The organism is Streptomyces silvisoli (assembly GCF_029269905.1).
GTDB lineage: Bacteria > Actinomycetota > Actinomycetes > Streptomycetales > Streptomycetaceae > Streptantibioticus_A > Streptantibioticus_A silvisoli_A.
Genome location: NZ_JARJBC010000013.1, coordinates 1 through 15,872 on the forward strand (window position 1 = coordinate 1; position 15,872 = coordinate 15,872).

Below are 15,872 nucleotides of genomic sequence, written 5' to 3' on the forward strand. Positions count from 1 at the left end.
ACGTAGAAAGTGCCTTCCAACTGGACCGACAGAACCCCTCAGCAAGGTTCATCGTCCCTGGTAAGAAGGCACTTTCGCATTCACGACACTATGGCCACCCTCACTCCAACCGAAACGCCGAGGCTAGCTGTGTAGCTGTGCTACCACAGTGGCTCCTGCCACTGTCAGTAGTGCGAACGGCACGTCCGGATAGAGGCGTGGTCCGATCAACCGTAGGAGCAACACCGCCGAACAGACAGCGACAGCCGCCCAGTTGATCCGTGATGTGGCTTCGGTGACCGCCTGGACCGCGGAGCCGATGACCGTAGCTCCAGGACGGACCGGCGCTCCTACCGCTGGGGGGATCTGCTGCAGGGCGATCACGACGGCACTGCCGGCAGCGAAACCCCGAACCACCGGTATCGGCACATGGCGCACGTGTCGGCCAACTCGCAGGAGAGCCAAACCCACCACCATCGCACCGGCCAGCAGCCCCACTGTCAGCGCGCCGGACGGGCCGAAGTCGTGCACCACGGGCGCGATGACCACCGTCAACGCCCCCGTCGGGCCGGAGACCTGCAGATTGGAGCCGCCCAGCAACGCCGCAAGAGCGCCAGCCACCAAGGCGCTGGTCAGCCCCGCCCGAGCCCCCAGGCCGGACGCGGCACCCAAGCCGAGGGCAAGAGGAAGCGCGGTAACAGCCACCGCCATCCCTGCCAGGATGTCCTTCCCCGGGCAGCGTCGCATTTCCAGGAGATCGCGACGATCGGGGAGCACTGCTTGTACACGTCTCCACACGCTCCTCGCGCCCTGCGCGGTGCACCTGGCTACGCTCATCCGACCAGTTCCTCCTATCTGGACACATCCGAGGCGCCGGGCAACGAAGCCGCAGGGACCGGAACACGAGGACCGGACGTTCCGCGTTAAGCGCATATTTTTTGAAGGTCGCCACGCAGAGGATGCCTCGCCAAAGTGGACCGGCATCACCAGGCGAAATGGCGACCTGGGCTCCCGCCTTAACGCACTCCGTAGCCAATGCGGTTGGATTCACAACGGAGAGACATGAGGCATTCCGGACAGCCACAGGGCCTTGTTCCAAAACACCATTACGGCCGATGCGGCCAGCCCATGAGGACGTCGGGATAAAACCTGAGCGAGCAGGCCAGACTCGGAGCGTTCGACAGAACATTGACGTCCGCCCGCTTTTCTGTAGTCGCTAAACAGCAAGCCGGGGCCAACGTTTACAGATAGCTACCACTTTTAAAGTCGCCACCGATTGGACGTCAATTGACGATGGCACGGACAAAGGGGCCACGCAAGTCGTTCACATTGTTCGGATTGTGTAGTGAAAGCATCTAGTGGCTAGTTGGGCATTGCTCCGAATTTCGTCCATCACGCCCCGACGGTCGCCGCGGGGCCCCAAGAGATGCGGCGCGCCAGCGCTCCGCCCCTCCCGATTGTCTGCCGCGTTGCCCTCGGAAGGGCGCCGCATGTTGCGCAGGGCCGCCAGGTTTTCGGCGTGTCCATGGCCTGCTCGACGAGTGGGCGGATCTGCGCGTGCGCATGGTTGGCAACTTGCCGGCCTGCAGACGGCGCCTCCCGCCGTCCGCGGCAGAGCACGCGGACGGTGTCGCCAGCAACCCGGCTGCCCCTGTTCGTGCCGGGCGGCGATGCCCGCCCCTATGGCCGCCAGGCGTCCCCCCAGGTCGACAACGAGCCCCTCGCGCGTGGCCCCGCCAGCGCCAGCTGGTGACTGCCGACCCCGGCGCATCGACACGTCAAGCATTTGCATAATGCAAAGATGACAGAAAGCGGCACCCTTCCCCGAGCCGGCCGTGCTAGCGTCGCGGCACTCCTCGTCATCCTGACTGCGGGGGCCTGTTCCCACGCTCCGACCGACTCCACAAACACCCCCACCTCTGCCTCGGGCTCAGGTGACAGCGCTGGCATCGCCGCCACACCCGGCCAGCTGACCATCCACGCCCCCGGCATCAACCTCGCCATCAGCAACGCCGTCGCACACCTCGACAACTCGGGCAGCGGTGACCTGACCATGGCGATCCGCAACGGCGGCGACGTCCCCGAACACCTGGCGATGGTCGCAGCACCCGACGGCGACCACGGCACGCTCCAGGGCAGCGACAGCGACGCGAGCGGCTCGCTGTCCACCGCGGGCATCCTGCTGATGCCACACAGCACGACCACCTTCGGCGGCAGCGGACCGGACGTGGCACTGCGGCAAGTACACATCGCCACCGGTACACGCCTACTCCCGCTGACACTCCAGTTCGGCGTCGCCGGACTCGTACACCTGCAGGCAAGGGTCGCCAGCCACTGACCCGTCCGAGCACGAGAGCGATCGAACGGCCCGAATTCCGCGATGTCACCCCTTGCGCCCTCCCCGCCGTATACCCTCCTGGGGTATTAGGAGTCGGTCCCGAAGGAGCGCCATGGGTAACGCCGCTCGTCCTACCCCCGCGCAGGACCTTCCCCGCTACCTGCAGTGCCGCCAGGGGGTGCCTCCAACACACCTTGGGCCTGGAAGAGTCAAGGCTCGGTGGACGCGGTCTCCACCACGAGGAGGGCGTAGTTGCCTAGCTGATGTGGATCCAGCGCGCCCTCGACGGCGTGTGGTGGTTGTCGGTGACGAAGAGCATGTACCAGCCCGAAGGCACCAGGGACGAGTCGCGTGGCACGGTGACGGTGACCGCGTTCTTGCCGCGTTGGACATCCAGTGCGACGGAGCGTTGGTCGACGTCGGTGACATGGGTGGAGGAGCCGGGGCGGATGAGCCGGGCGGTGGTGATATGCGCCGCGTCGGTCACAGGGAACGAGGCACTGACTCCGCGCACCAACTCTGTTGGACCGCTGCCGAGTTGAGCCTGGCGGGTGCGGTAGAGGTAGGGCGGTGTGTAGATCTCGACGCGCTGCTCGAAGGTGCCGGGGATGGTGTTGGCCTTGTCGGCGAACAGGGAGTCGGAGCCGAAGACAGCGACCCGGCCGTCGGGCAGCAGCAGGGCCTCGGTGTGGTAGTTGCGGCCGACGGTCGGGGCGGCGGCTGGGGTGAAGGCGTTGTTCGCGGGGTCGTAGAACTGTGCCTGAAGCAGGTTGCTGGCGCTGCGCCCGCGGTAGCCCGTGGAGCCGCCGGTGGTGAACACCGTGTCGTCCGGCAGGATCACGCTGTTCAGGTAGCGGGTCGGTGCTGGCAGCTTCGGACCGGATACGTAGCTCGGGTGCGGGGCGGTGAGGTCGATGATCGCGGTACGGGCGGTGGACTTGGGTGACTCGCCCACGCCGCCTCCGCCCAGGACCATGACCTTCTGGCGTTGTGCGGGCGGCAGCAGCACAGAGGAGGAGGTCTCCAGCGTGTCGGCGTCCTTCAGCCCCGTCACGGGGGTGAAGGTGTTGGACTTCGGATCCCAGATCCCGGGCACGCGGCCCTGATTGGCTGGGCCGTATCCGGCGTTCGAGCCGGAGTAGAAGAGTTTCCCGCCCCGCATCAGGAACAGGGAGGGGTAGGTGGGGAAGTACCGCAGTGGCCCAGGAGACCACGTTCCGGTCTCCGGGTCGAAGATCTCGTTCTTGCCTGGGATGATCTGGCCGATGTCGTCCAGGCCGGAGACGGTGAGTACCTTGCCGTCGGCGAGCCCGACCAAGGTGGGGTACCAGCGGGCCTCGCTCATCGAGCGCACCAGTACGTACTTCTCGGTGAACGGGTCGAACTCGTAGGCTTCCCTGATCCCTTGGAAGTCCTTCTTGTCCATGCCCAGCTTGTTGGCCATGCCGTAGAAGTTGTCGGCGTCCCTACCTCGCAGGCCGACGATCGCGTACTGCTCGGAGGTGTTGGTGATGCCCGCCGGGCCGTCCTGGGTCGCCTCCACGTAGACCCTGGCCTGGTTGGCGGTGACCGCGACCCGACCGGTCGCCGAATCCACGGTCTTGGTCGCACGCGGTACGGAGACGGGGAGTTGGGAGGCGTACTCCTTGCCTGTGGGTGATCTGAAGAGGGTGCCCTTGGGGAAGGTGCGGGAGTGGTCGGGGTCCTCGTTCTTGACGAGCATGGCGCCGCCGGCCCGCTTCACATCGCCTTGTAGCACCTCGTAACGGGCGGTGCCGCCAGCGATCAGCAGCCGACCGTCGGGGAGTTGGGTGTGGCCACCGCAGAACAGGTCCTTCGGCGTGGGGATCTTCTTGAACGTCTTGGTGGCGGGATCCCACAGGGTGCTGTCGAACCTGCCGCCGTTGAAGTGCTTGATGCTGTTGCCCGATCCGGCGATCAGCAGCACCTTGCCGGTCGGCAGCAGTGTGGCGTGGATGGAGTTCACGCGGTACTTGGTAGGCATGGCGAGCAGGTCCCAGTGGCCGTACCTCGCCTTGTACTCCGGGCGGTTGATCTCGTACTGATGGTACTCGCGCTGCGCGAAACCGATCGCGGCCGGCGCATTCATCCCGCCGAGCACCGCGACAGCCGCAGACCCCACCAACGCTTTGCGTACCTTGGGGCTCGGCCGGTACTTCATCGTTCGCTACCTCCACACGGCGGTCCAAGGCCATAACGAATCGCCATAAAAACTAACAACCCGACCATCGTTCTCCGAGGTTCGCGAGTTGGGACGGCGTGTCGATAGCCCACGCGGCTCAACCGGGGCGACGTCGCCGTCGCGAGTTGTCGGGCAACGGATGATCGCTGCTGGCGGCCAGGCTTCTCCGCTTGGCGGAAACCGCTGACGGCTTCCATCCCGGAAGGAAGTAGCGACGGCACGATCGGCGGAGGGGCTTGGCCAGCATGCCGACCGACGTCGTGCCGACCAAACTCAGCACCTCCGTAAGGAGGCTGAGCGGCAGCGAAGCGGGTTCCCGTCTTGAATGGTCCGGTCCGAACGAGATCGTGGAGGAGCAGTTCAAGCCGTTGTTGGTGTTCACCCGCCACAAGACCTGTTGATCCACACGCCGGGCGACGATGAGCCCTCGCTCACGCGGGCAGCGTGATCACCCAGCGCACTCCGAGCCGTCGCTCTTCTCGAACCGTTGGTGCCAGCGCAGGGCGTCTAGGCTCTGCCACAACACCTCAAGCTCGATCTGGGCCTCGGTGAGCCCGGTCTCCTCGGCCAGCTCTTCCGGGCTGATCCTTCCACGGTGAGCCTCAACCGCACGGCCGATCTTGCCTGCCCACAGTTCGGCGTCCACGAAGGGCCGCTGTTTGTACACTTCGACCAGCGCTGCCATATGTCCGCGCGAACACGCGGCCAGCCGCCGTTTCCCGTCCAGCTTCGGGTCATGAGAATGGATCACCGACGAATCCGGCACCAGTGCATAGACCTCCGTCTCGTCGGAGACCTCTGTCCCGCACAGGTCACATAGTTCCGGCAGAGCCTCGCCCTCGTCCGGTTCGCCGCTATCGGTCACCCTTCCTTCCTACCTCTCATCTGCGACCATCGAGCGCTTGGACGCTCTGGCCTCGACAGACGGACCGCGAAGTCGCCAACAGGCACTGACAGCGGACCAAGCGACCTGAGCACCCGCGGTGCGGGCCGCGGAGACCGCCAGCGAAGGCGGATCGGCCCAGTCGGGCGATCAGCGACGCGTTTTGCCTTGTGCCAATTTTGCTTATGGCAATAATGGGCTTATCGGATGGACGTCGTGTGGGGGCTCGAAGCGGCCGGAGGGGGACGCATGGATATCGAGAAGGGTGTTGACCTCGTGGAGTTCATCTGCCCGAAGTGTGGCCACCGGTGGGAGCGGCAGTACGACGTCCGTCACTGCGAGACGCCGAGCGGGGAGGTGCGGGAGTACTTCCAGATCGGGGGCTTCTGGGTGCTACCGCCCTACACGTCAGCCGGTGCACCGCAATGCGTCAAGTGTGGATGGCGGGTCGTCGGGCGCTGGATGGGGCGTCGCTGAAGCCCGGTCATGTCATGCGGCTGCTTTGGGAGATCCGCAGCGTCCGCTGCTGGTTCGGACCATCGGAGACTGTCGTGGTCCCGGTGAAGAAAGGGAGTTACATGCCTCGTAAGTTGAAGGACGTTCCACCGCCCGCCGGGCTACGGCGGCATCTGGTGCGCGCCCCGATCCACCTCTACCGATGGCGCCTGGGGTGGCTGCTCGGAAGGCGTTTCCTGCTCCTCACCCACACCGGGCGGACGACGGGACAGCCGCGCCAGGTCGTCCTCGAAGTCGCCGGGTACGACCCGCGATCCAACACCTACCTGGTGGCCTCCGGCTTCGGCTCCCGCGCCCAGTGGTACCGCAACATCTGCCGGAATCCGGCCATCACCATCCAGGTGGGACGCCGCCTCACCCCTGCCGTCGCCTCCCCACTCACCCCCGAGGCATCCGGCCGCGCCATGGCCGAATACGCCAGCCAACATCCGCGCATCGCCGCCAAGTTGATGAGGATCTGCAACCTGGAAGTCAACGGCACCAAAGACGACTTCTACCTCGCCGGACGCGACCACGTCCCCTTCGTCAGGCTGACCCCGACTTCGACACGGACAGGCGCCGACAGCGGAGGCGCCCGCATGAACGTCCGTCCACTGCATGGCATCGGCTACCAACAACGCCTCAGCCACGAGCGGCGAGCCAGGGAACGGTGACGCGATCCTCAACGACCGCAGTGACCGCGCTGCAGGTGGCTAGGCCGACGCACTTCCGCGACCATGAGCGTTCGTGTTGCGTGATGCTGGCTCGTGCTTGCTGATGCTGTTGTGTCTGATCAGAGCACGTGCGGCGCCCACCGGCCAACACCAATTGGGGCTATCCGGTGGCCGGCGGGCACTGCCCTGCGGCTCACCTCACCCGCGTACTACTTCGTGGCCACCGTGGCAATTGGGAGGGCAATGGGAGTGATTCGCCGTCGCCGCCGCGGGCACCGTGCTGCATGTCGCGGACGCACTGCGGTGGCATGGCGTCCAGGCTCCTGCGTACGGGCTGGCGCTGGGACGGTGCTCGCTGGTGCGCTCGCGTCCAGGCGCGGGCGCGTGGCAGCGGGACGGTGCGTGAGGGTCAGCGTGTCGGCCGCATCGGGCGCGAGGGGCTCATCGGTGGCGGCGTCTGAAGACGACCATCCGCAGGACGGCGAAGCGCACCACAGTGACCAGGGCGAAGCTCGGCGCGAGCACCAGGGTCTCCGCCGCTGGTGAGGCGGTGGGCCGGTAGTGACGGAAGAGCAGGACAGCGCCTGAGGTGACCAGGTACGCCAGGACGAACAGGCCACCCGCGGCCAGATGCGCCTGGAGGACCCGGACCGGGGACCCGCGAAAGGTCAGCCGGCGGTTGGCCTCCGTGTTGAGCACCGTGACGACGAGAAGGGAGGCGAAATTGGCCAAGATGGGCGGCGACAGAGCAAGGCCTGGGCCGCCGTGGAGGCGACGCCCATCACGACGAACCAGAACACCTCCCTGGGCAGCGCGGTGCTGCCGCGCCGGGTGGAGGCGCTGCGCCGTGTGCCGAGGCGTCGCACCCCACCAGCATGAGGCCACCGTGGGGGGACGCATCGACGTTGACGAGGAAACGATTGAGCGCCGTCCGGTGCAGGTCACGCTGAACCTGGGCGTTGGGACCGCTGATGGTCACGGCGGTGTGGTGGGCGACCGCTGCCGTGAGCAGCCGGTAGAAGGCGCCAGCGCCGGGACCGGTGACGTGCGTAAGATGCGAGAGGTCCAGTTCAATGACCGTCGGTGAACGCTCCACCAAGGCCGCCAAAGCCCGGCCAACGGGGTCCGCGTTGTCGTCATCGATCTGCCCGCGCACACTCACACGGACCTTGCCGGGGGCGCTGGGGAGGACACGCAAGGCGCGGCGCACCGCGCGTTCGCCGAACTGCTGGCGGGTACCGAAGCGGAACATCGTTCTCTCTCGGAGATCAGGTGCAGTAGCTGCTGCGCACGCGCCAGCGCCACTGCCGTTGCGACTGGGGACGATTGTCGCCCTGCCTCGAATCCGGATCGGCGGGGATATTCGACGCCGGTAGCACCTGCGATCAGCTGCCACAGCAGGGCGTTGTTCGCCGAGCGATGATGATGCCGGGGCCGGGTCGGCCACGGATACAGGGCGGCAGGTGGCCGCCCAATCAGAACCCTCCGCGCACAAACGGCCTGCGCGGCAGGTCCCGGAGCAGATGCCTTTGCGCATCATATTTGCAGTGTGCCAGATTTGTCGGACTCCTGCATGGGTGAGGTAGAGCCTTGGTCGAACCTCACGGTGCCGCGCGTAGGCCGGTCGGCTGCGATCAACCGGACAGACTGGTTACCAACCGAGGTCGAGTGCAGGCTTGGCGTGCGCCTGGGGCTCGTCACCGGCCTGCGCGAAAGCGCGTAGCGCATCGATCAGGCCGGTGCGCTGGCTGGGTGGCATGGCGGCGACGATGCGGGCGATCTCCGCCCTGCGCCGTTCGGTGGCCTGGTGAACCACATTCCGCCCCGCGTCAGTGAGGCTGACGAAAATCTCGCGCCGGTTGACAGGATTCGGCTCCCGCTCCAGCATCCCGGCCGCCACCAGGCGGTCGACCATCCGCATCGCCGTAGAAGGAATGACGTCCAGATGCTCACCGAGGCGGGAGATGTTCATCGCCCCACGGCTGTCGAGGACCACCAGCATCCGGAACTGAGGAAGCGTCAAGGTCTCCTCGACGGACGCCAAGGATCGCGCGGAGACCGCCACCAGCAGCCGCGAGGCGGTCAGTACGGCGGTGACGACCTCATCCGCGCTCTCGACATCGTCGCGGTTGGCATCGACGGAGGGCGGGCGGGAGTCGGTAGCGGGCGCACGCTTCGGCATGTGCTCCTTTCTACCTCCTTCACCACGATTCCGGATCACCCGCGTCTCACAGAGTGGGCAACCCTTGCACAGGGCAATACGACGTATTGCATAATGCAAATATGACGACCGGACCGGGGCTGACCCCCGACCCCTCCCAACCACTGCCCCACACCACCCCCACCGTGCGCCGCGGCCTCCCCGCCGCACTGGTCGCCCTAAGAGAGGCCAAGGGCGGCCTGCTGGTCTTGGCACTGATCGTGGGGGCCGGTGCCGGGCTCGGCGCGGTCGCCTTCCGCTGGCTGATCAAGACGTTCACCTCGCTGTTGTCCGGCCACGCCGACTACTCCGCCGCCGGACACGCACCCAACCCGCATGTGCCGTGGCTGGGCCCGTGGTTCGTCCTGCTCGCCCCGGTACTGGCGGGGCTGGCCTACGGGCCGCTGGTGCACCGGTTCGCCCGCGAGGCGCGCGGCCACGGGGTGCCCGAGGTGATGTACGCCGTCGCCCGCCGCGGCGGCCGGATCGCACCACAGGTAGCGGTCGTCAAGTCACTGGCCTCAGCGTTGTGCATCGGCGGAGGCGGCTCAGTAGGCCGTGAAGGGCCGATCGTTCAGATCGGCTCCGCATTGGGCTCGACGCTGGGTCGTGTGGTGAAGGTGGCCGAGGACCGGATGAAGGTCCTGGTCGCCTGCGGCGCGGCGGGCGGCATCGCGGCGACGTTCAACGCACCGCTGGCCGGAGTGTTCTTCGCGATGGAGCTGATCCTGCGGGACTTCACCGCCGAGTCCTTCGGCATGGTGGTCCTCGCCTCGGTCACCGCCAGCGTCATCGGCCGCGCCGCGTTCGGCAACACTCCGTTCCTGCACCTGCCCGCCTTCTCCGTCCAACACCTGTCCGAGTACCTGCTGTTCGCCGCGCTGGGCGTGCTGGCCGGAGCAGCCGGGGTCGGCTTCACCCGGATCCTGTACTGGATCGAGGACGCCTGCGACTTCGCCTGGCGCGGCCCGGAGTGGGCCCGCCCCGCCGTCGGCGGCCTGCTTTTGGGCGGCCTGCTGCTGGTACTGCCGCAGATGTACGGGGTCGGCTACCCCGTGCTGGAGAACGCTGTCAGCGGCAAGTACGTCATCGGCTTCCTGCTCCTGCTGCTCGTCGGAAAGATCGTCGCCACCAGCCTGACCATCGGCATCGGCGGCTCCGGTGGCGTCTTCGCCCCCTCACTGTTCATGGGCGCCACGCTCGGCGCCGCCTACGGGGCCGCCGCCCACCACCTCCTCCCCGGCATCACCGGACCCGTCGGGGCCTACGGCCTGATCGGCATGGGCGCGGTCTTCGCCGGAGCCGCCCGAGCACCGATCACCGCCGTGATCATCATGTTCGAACTCACCGGCGAGTACTCGATCATCCTGCCCCTGATGACCGCCATCGTCCTGGCCACCGGCATCAGTCGCGTCCTGACCCGCGACACGATCTACACGCTCAAGCTGCGCCGCCGCGGCATAGACATCGACCACACCCCCGCCACCGCACCCCTTGCCGGAATCCCAGTCGGCACCGTAATGGAGGCGGTCCCGGAAACCCTCGACGAGACCATGCCACTAGCCAAGGCCGCCGACGCCCTGGCCCACTCACCGCACGGCGTACTGCCTGTGACCGCCATCGACGGCACATACCTCGGCGCCGCCACCGCCCGCACCGCCGCCGAAACCCTCGCCGACGGTGAGCACGACAACACCCCCATCGCCTCCATCGCCCACCTCCCCGCACCGATCACCATCGGTTCAGACCTGTCGGCCGCCCTCGACGCTCTGGTGTCCGCCAACGGCGCCGGACTCCCTGTCCTAGACGACAGCCGCACCCGCCTGCTCGGCTGGATCACCCACCAATCCGTCCTCACCGCACTCCACCACGGCAAGGGTTCGCCCGAGGACGAGTCCCCAACAGGCTGACCGGGGAGGGGGCACCGGCACCCGTCGAGGAGTTACGAGCATGAGCGAACACCGGCGCAAGCCGTCGAGGGGCGACGGGCGGCCCGGTCCGGACGCGGTCCCGCAGGGGCGGGTGGGCCGACGACGAGCCGCCCAGCAGCCCGGTCCCGGGCGGCGTGCCGAACCCGTTCCGGGGCGCGGCGGCCGGGCTGATCGGGGGCGCGCCCGAGCACTCGTCCTGGGTCCTGGGGGTCACGTCGGCACCGCCTGGTTGGCAGGGCTGGCCTACGGATTGCGCCGCGATGGCATGGAACTGGGCGAAGCCGACCTGATCGTCGGGACGTCGGCCAGCGCGATCGTCGCAGCACTACTCGTCACCGGCCAGGACCCGGGGCGGCTCGCGACGTCGGCCCGCCAGCCGGCCCACCGGCTCAAGGTGGACCCCAAGCGGATGGGCGAGGTGTTCGCCGTACTCGGCGACCACAGCCTGGAACCCGGCGGGGCCAGGCGTCGCGTCGGCCGGCTGCGGCGCGGTGGCGGCCCCTCGGCTCCTACGCCACTACCCTCGGCTCACTTGCCCGCGTCCACCTGTTCGAGGCCCATGACCTCACCCTCGGGCCGCAGGAACTCACCCCGACCGAGCGCGACTTCAAGCTGTCGTGGTGGCCCATCGACGACGCCATCGACGCATCCCGGAACGGCCGATTCCTCCTGCCCGTCGGCCCTCCTGCTCGCCCGCGACTGACCGCCCAATCCCACCCATGGGCTCACGGCGTAGGCCCGAGCGAGACCGGTCTGCCAATCGTCGCCGCACACTCGGACCTCTTCAAGGCCCCCGGCCGTGACCACACACACCGCTGACACCGAGCGCGAGGCCCGGCGTCGGCATCACTTGCTCGCCGAACAGCTCGCCGAGCGGGGTGACTTGCGCGCCTTCGGGTGGGACAAGGCATTCCGGGAGGTGCCCCGCCACCCATTCGTGCCACGGTTCTTTCGGAGTCTGCCGCTACTTGCCCCGAGACCGCGAACCCGCTTGGGAAGCTCACGTCCCGCTGCGCTGTGCACGAGGCTGTACCTCGACGACTGGCCGGCCTGCTGCGTCCTGCGCTCGTGCCCCACCAGCGATCGAAGACGTCCACCAACGTGTCCTCGGCCTCCGGCTAAGCGACCAGGTCTTTACCGTCTTTCATGTCCGCCCCGGCTGGCCAGGGCCCGCCGCTGGGCATCGGCCAGCCTTTCACGTCGCGTGACATACGCGAGCTTTCCGACAAACCTGGTTTCACTCGGATGTCGTATTCCCGGTCGCTCGGGCGGTGCGGCCATTGGTGTGATGGGCAAAGCGCCTACTCCCAGTGCTTGGCAAGGAGGTCGACGTGATCGCCTACCCCATTCGCATCCTCATGGTCAGTACGTTCGCGGCAGCGGTCAGCGCCTCGACGTGCTTCGCACCCGCCGCACACGCCAGCGGGCCGTCCACCTCCCCGGCAGCCCCGAAACTGAACGCGCAGACCAGCCGCAACCTCGATCAGTCCATGCGGGGCGAGGCGTTTGCCAACGCCTCGTACACGCTCTTCGCCGACGAGGCGCAGGGCAAGGGCCTGTCGTCGACGGCCGGTCTCTTCCGTCGCACCGCCCAGGTGGAATTGGGCGAGCACTTCACAGAGGAGTCCGCGCTGAGCGGTCTGGTCGGTGGCAACGCAGCCAACCTCAAGGCCGCCAGCACCGGTGAGGAGTACGAGGCCACCACCATGTATCCCACGTTCGCCCGGCAGGCGAAAGCGGACGGTGACGCGAACGCTGCGACGCTGTTCTCCGAGATCGCCAAGGACGAGGCAAATCACCGGGATGCGTTCTTGACGGCTTTGAAGGCTGTCCAGACCGGCAAGGGCGCCATCCCCGCGGCCCCGTCCGTCAGCCCAGTCGCCGTGCAGGCCGGGCTGCCGAAGGTGCACTCGGCACGAACTCGGGCCAACCTGGACACCGTGATGCATGGCGAGGCCCTCGCGCACGCGAAGTACAGCCTGTTCGCGAAGCAGGCCGCCCGTACCGGCAATGCCGCTCTCGCGCGCCTGTTCAACGCGACCGCCGACGTTGAGTTGCGCGAGCATTTCACCGGTGAGGCCGCGCTCGCCGGTACGGTACGCGAGACCCGTACCAACCTCGGCAAAGCCATCGCCGGTGAACTGTATGAGTCCCGGACGATGTATCCCGCCTTCGCCCGGCAGGCCGCCCCTGTCGGCGACACCGCCGCGGCGGAGCTGTTCCGCAACAACGCCATGGACGAGGCCCGACACGCCCGCGCGTTCCAGGCGGCCCGAAACCGGCTTCATTGAGCGGCAGGCATCACTCGTGGGCGGTGTCGTGAATCGGTGGGATACCGCCCACAGGGCCCTCGGGCTCAGGGGTGGTCAGCCGCCGTGGACGGTTCGATGACGGGAGAATCCGCTCCAGGCGGCTTTGGCTCCCGAGTGGCCGATGTCGTAGACCTTCCAGCCCGCCCCGATGGCCACGACCAAAGACACGACCACCGCGACAACGTGCACCGGCACACCCACCCCGGCGGTCCAGCCACGGCCGGGTTTCGACTCGACATCTGATCTGGACACGCGGCGGTAGACCCACCACAAGGCAACGGCGACCACGAACAGGGAGATGGCCCAGGGCAGGAGGCTGTCACCGGCCTCCGCATGTCTTTCCACCAGGCCGTTCTTCCGGACATGGTCCTCCAGCCATTCACCGGAAGCGGTGGTGAACGGCACCGCCACCAAGGACGCCAACGCCAGCAGCGGGACAGCCAGACCGAAGCGGAGCATCAGCGACGGCCCCAACGCGCAGAGCACCAGGACGAGCGCGGCGAGCGGTACCAGGACCACGACGAAGTGGGCGAACAGCACATGGGTTGGAATGCCGTCGAACAGCGTTGTCCCCACAGGTGAACTCCATTTCGATGCCGGTGCGTTGGTGCCACTTCTTAAGTGATGCCGGCGTCAGTGGTGCTGCTGAAGCGTGCCCAAGTGCCGGTCGGCGGCCTGTTTCAGGTGGGTGTACATCTGCTGCAGGTCGGGCTGACTTGTGTGGGAGAGGATGCGCTGGAGGTCGGAGCTGTTCTGGCGCTCGTAGCCTTCCATCGCGGTGACGGCCGCGGACGCGCTCGTGCCGCTGCGAATAAGCGTGTCGTAGCGCTGTTGAAGCGCCGGGTCTGGGAAGTGCCCGGGCGCCGCCGAACTCATGGGGTCGGGTACGGCGTATCGCTTCATCATGCCGGTGACGGTGGAGACCAGCGTTGACTGCGAGTCGGCCAGGTTGTCGAAGGGCTTTCCGTATCGTTTGGAGAAGTCCTGGTAGGCGTCCTTGCCGACCGTCTCCTGGCCGCGCACGTGCACGAGATCGGCCGTTTCGGGGGCGGTCAGTGTTCCCGATGGCGATCCGGACGGTGCCGCGGAGGATGCGGGTGGACTCGTGGTCGTGGGTGAGGCCGCAGGAGTGCTGGATTTCCCACCCCCACCGCAGGCTGACAGGGACAACAGCAGGACGGTCAACGCCGGAGCGAGGGCGATCTTCCGCATGGGTACCTCCACGTGTGCGCCTTGTGACGGTTCGTCGACGGCACCAGCAGGCCCGTCGTCACCGAATCATCGTCAGAAGACAGGCGATGCCTCAGTTTCCTGGGCTGACCGGGTGACGGATCCGCCTGGCGTGGCTCGGTGTGGCGTCGTGACAGAGGGATGGATCACGGTGCAAGGGAGAAGTACGCCTCCTCTTCCTGTGCGAAGTGCAGGCGTAGGACGGAGTGGAGTCCGTACAGGCAGGCGCGGAGGTCTTCGAGTTGGTCCGGGCGTAGGGAGCCGTGGGCGTCGGCGAGTGCGAGGTGGGTGGTGATGCGGTGGGCGAGGCGTTGGATCTCGGTGTGGGCGCGGCTCATGGTGGTGGTGGATTCCGGGCCGCCGAGTGGTCCGGCCAGTGCGGGGTAGAGCTGGTGTTCCTCGGCGGATTCGTGTGGCAGCAGTCGATGGGTGAGCATCTGGTCGACGTTGCGGAGGGCGGCCAGTGCGCGCGGGCCGTGTTCGGTGGAGAGCAGACCGGCGGCGTCGCGGACCGCGTCGAGGACGTCGCGCAGGTCCTGGTGTTCGGCGGCGAAGAGGCGGATGAGGTCCTCGGTGGCTGGCTCCAGGACGGGTTGGGTGGGGCGTCCGGGAACCAGCGTGCGCAGGGCGTTGACGATGACGATGACGTCGATGGCCTCTTGGAGCAGTGCGCCGGGTGCGGGTGGCAGCCAGCCCACCAGGGCCACGACCATGGCGATCAGGGACATCACCATGCCGCCTGCGGCGCTTTGCACGGCGATGCGCCGCGCCCGCTGGGCGACCTCGATGGCATCCGCGAGCCGGTCCACCCGGTCCGTGGTGAGCACGACATCGGCCGCTTCGGAGGAGGCGGTGGAGCCGCGTGCGCCCATCGCAACGCCCACGTCGGCGGCGGCGAGCGCGGGTGCGTCGTTGATGCCGTCGCCCACCATGACGGTCACCGCCCGCGAGGCCTCCTCGCGCACCGCCGCGACCTTGTCTGCGGGCAGTTGCTGAGCACGGACACCGTCGAGGCCGAGCACGGATGCCACCTCCCGTGCGGGTTCGGCCCGGTCTCCGGTGAGCATCAGCAAGCGGTTCAAACCGGCCGCGCGCAGGCGTCGCAGGGTACGAGGCGCGTCATGACGCAGCGGGTCCCGCAGCAGTACGGCGCCGAGCAGGGCGCCGTCGACGGTGAGCCAGGCGATGGCAGCGCCGTCGAGGACGGCCCGGTTCTCGGCGGCCTCGGCCCAGTCCGGGCGGGCCTCGGCAGGCATCGTCGCCTTGCCCACGGTGAGCCGGTGGCCGTCCAGGGTGCCGGTCACGCCGAGGCCGGGTTGTTCGGTGAGGTCGCGCGGTTCGGACAGGGCCAGCGAACGCGCTCGTGCTTCGCGGACGATGGCGTCGGCGAGGATGTGCGCGGACATCTGGTCCAGCGACGCGGCCAGCCGCAGCACCTCGGACGGTGTCGACCCTGGCCCGGCGACGACCTGCACCACCTGTGGGCGCCCCGTGGTGAGGGTGCCGGTCTTGTCCAGCACCAGCGTGCCAGCCCGACCCAAACTGGCTTTATACGTGAGTTGTGAGAGCACCTGTCGCTCAGCGGCGAGAGCACCCCGCGCCACGGGAGAGTGATGTCGCCGAGTTT

General features: G+C 67.6%; 14 protein-coding genes and 1 pseudogene. 6 read left to right on the forward strand and 9 right to left on the reverse strand.

The genetic code is table 11. From position 1 onward, the window contains the following. Positions 1–123: 123 nt before the first annotated feature. A complete protein-coding gene (locus P3G67_RS20295; protein WP_313880809.1) occupies positions 124–963 on the reverse strand; it encodes a SulP family inorganic anion transporter in 840 nt (279 codons plus the stop codon). A gap of 817 nt (positions 964–1,780) precedes the next feature. Here P3G67_RS20295 and P3G67_RS20300 point away from each other — a divergent pair. Then, on the forward strand, positions 1,781–2,317 hold the full coding sequence (locus P3G67_RS20300) for a hypothetical protein (RefSeq protein WP_276094712.1): 537 nt from the start codon (positions 1,781–1,783) through the stop codon (positions 2,315–2,317). Positions 2,318–2,573: 256 nt separating this feature from the next. Here the strand turns inward: P3G67_RS20300 and P3G67_RS20305 are convergent, their stop codons facing one another. Beyond that, positions 2,574–4,499 carry a galactose oxidase-like domain-containing protein gene (locus P3G67_RS20305; protein ID WP_276094713.1) on the reverse strand — a complete coding sequence of 642 codons (1,926 nt, stop codon included), beginning with the start codon at positions 4,497–4,499 and terminating at the stop codon, positions 2,574–2,576. Positions 4,500–4,765: 266 nt separating this feature from the next. On the opposite strand from P3G67_RS20305, the gene P3G67_RS20310 reads away from it, so the two are divergent. Beyond that, positions 4,766–4,921, forward strand: a complete 156-nt coding sequence (locus P3G67_RS20310) for a hypothetical protein (protein WP_276094714.1) — start codon at positions 4,766–4,768, stop codon at positions 4,919–4,921. A 47-nt stretch (positions 4,922–4,968) separates the two neighbouring features. Here P3G67_RS20310 and P3G67_RS20315 read toward each other — a convergent pair whose 3' ends face one another. Continuing rightward, positions 4,969–5,385, reverse strand: a complete 417-nt coding sequence (locus P3G67_RS20315; RefSeq protein ID WP_276094715.1) for a hypothetical protein — start codon at positions 5,383–5,385, stop codon at positions 4,969–4,971. Between the two features lie 267 nt (positions 5,386–5,652). Here P3G67_RS20315 and P3G67_RS20320 point away from each other — a divergent pair, with 267 nt between their 5' ends. After that, positions 5,653–5,880 carry a hypothetical protein gene (locus P3G67_RS20320; RefSeq protein ID WP_276094716.1) on the forward strand — a complete coding sequence of 76 codons (228 nt, stop codon included), beginning with the start codon at positions 5,653–5,655 and terminating at the stop codon, positions 5,878–5,880. A gap of 101 nt (positions 5,881–5,981) precedes the next feature. Next, entirely contained in the window at positions 5,982–6,572 is a 591-nt protein-coding gene (locus P3G67_RS20325) for a nitroreductase family deazaflavin-dependent oxidoreductase (protein ID WP_276094717.1), read from the forward strand. A gap of 441 nt (positions 6,573–7,013) precedes the next feature. Here the strand turns inward: P3G67_RS20325 and P3G67_RS20330 are convergent, their stop codons facing one another. From P3G67_RS20330 to P3G67_RS20340, 3 genes are all read right to left on the reverse strand, one after another. Then, on the reverse strand, positions 7,014–7,271 hold the full coding sequence (locus tag P3G67_RS20330) for a hypothetical protein (protein WP_276094718.1): 258 nt from the start codon (positions 7,269–7,271) through the stop codon (positions 7,014–7,016). A gap of 82 nt (positions 7,272–7,353) precedes the next feature. Then, positions 7,354–7,728, reverse strand: coding sequence for an STAS domain-containing protein (locus tag P3G67_RS20335; RefSeq protein ID WP_276094719.1), 375 nt, complete (start codon positions 7,726–7,728; stop codon positions 7,354–7,356). Positions 7,729–8,223: 495 nt separating this feature from the next. Next, the gene (locus P3G67_RS20340; RefSeq protein WP_276094720.1) at positions 8,224–8,754 is read right to left on the reverse strand and encodes a MarR family winged helix-turn-helix transcriptional regulator; all 531 of its coding nucleotides are present in this window, start codon (positions 8,752–8,754) and stop codon (positions 8,224–8,226) included. 221 nt (positions 8,755–8,975) lie between these two features. Here P3G67_RS20340 and P3G67_RS20345 point away from each other — a divergent pair, with 221 nt between their 5' ends. Then, positions 8,976–10,682 carry a chloride channel protein gene (locus P3G67_RS20345; protein ID WP_276094882.1) on the forward strand — a complete coding sequence of 569 codons (1,707 nt, stop codon included), beginning with the start codon at positions 8,976–8,978 and terminating at the stop codon, positions 10,680–10,682. 1,352 nt (positions 10,683–12,034) lie between these two features. Continuing rightward, complete coding sequence (locus P3G67_RS20355) at positions 12,035–12,994, forward strand: rubrerythrin family protein (protein WP_276094721.1); 960 nt, start codon at positions 12,035–12,037, stop codon at positions 12,992–12,994. A 75-nt stretch (positions 12,995–13,069) separates the two neighbouring features. On the opposite strand, the gene P3G67_RS20360 is transcribed toward P3G67_RS20355, so the two are convergent. From P3G67_RS20360 to P3G67_RS20370, 3 genes and pseudogenes are all read right to left on the reverse strand, one after another. After that, positions 13,070–13,591: a DUF2231 domain-containing protein gene (locus tag P3G67_RS20360; protein ID WP_276094722.1), complete on the reverse strand. Its 522-nt coding sequence runs from the start codon at positions 13,589–13,591 to the stop codon at positions 13,070–13,072. 57 nt (positions 13,592–13,648) lie between these two features. Then, a complete protein-coding gene (locus P3G67_RS20365) occupies positions 13,649–14,044 on the reverse strand; it encodes a DUF2202 domain-containing protein (protein WP_276094723.1) in 396 nt (131 codons plus the stop codon). A gap of 347 nt (positions 14,045–14,391) precedes the next feature. Then, positions 14,392–15,789 (reverse strand): annotated as a pseudogene (locus P3G67_RS20370) (heavy metal translocating P-type ATPase); the annotation flags it as partial. Positions 15,790–15,872: the final 83 nt, after the last annotated feature.

Bases quoted from the DNA above. Each gene is read 5' to 3' on its own strand.
- P3G67_RS20295 (WP_313880809.1), bottom strand. From the start codon at position 963: ATGCCGGTCCACTTTGGCGAGGCATCCTCTGCGTGGCGACCTTCAAAA.
- P3G67_RS20300 (WP_276094712.1), top strand. From the start codon at position 1,781: ATGACAGAAAGCGGCACCCTTCCCCGAGCCGGCCGTGCTAGCGTCGCG.
- P3G67_RS20305 (WP_276094713.1), bottom strand. From the start codon at position 4,499: ATGAAGTACCGGCCGAGCCCCAAGGTACGCAAAGCGTTGGTGGGGTCT.
- P3G67_RS20310 (WP_276094714.1), top strand. From the start codon at position 4,766: ATGCCGACCGACGTCGTGCCGACCAAACTCAGCACCTCCGTAAGGAGG.
- P3G67_RS20320 (WP_276094716.1), top strand. From the start codon at position 5,653: ATGGATATCGAGAAGGGTGTTGACCTCGTGGAGTTCATCTGCCCGAAG.
- P3G67_RS20325 (WP_276094717.1), top strand. From the start codon at position 5,982: ATGCCTCGTAAGTTGAAGGACGTTCCACCGCCCGCCGGGCTACGGCGG.
- P3G67_RS20340 (WP_276094720.1), bottom strand. From the start codon at position 8,754: ATGCCGAAGCGTGCGCCCGCTACCGACTCCCGCCCGCCCTCCGTCGAT.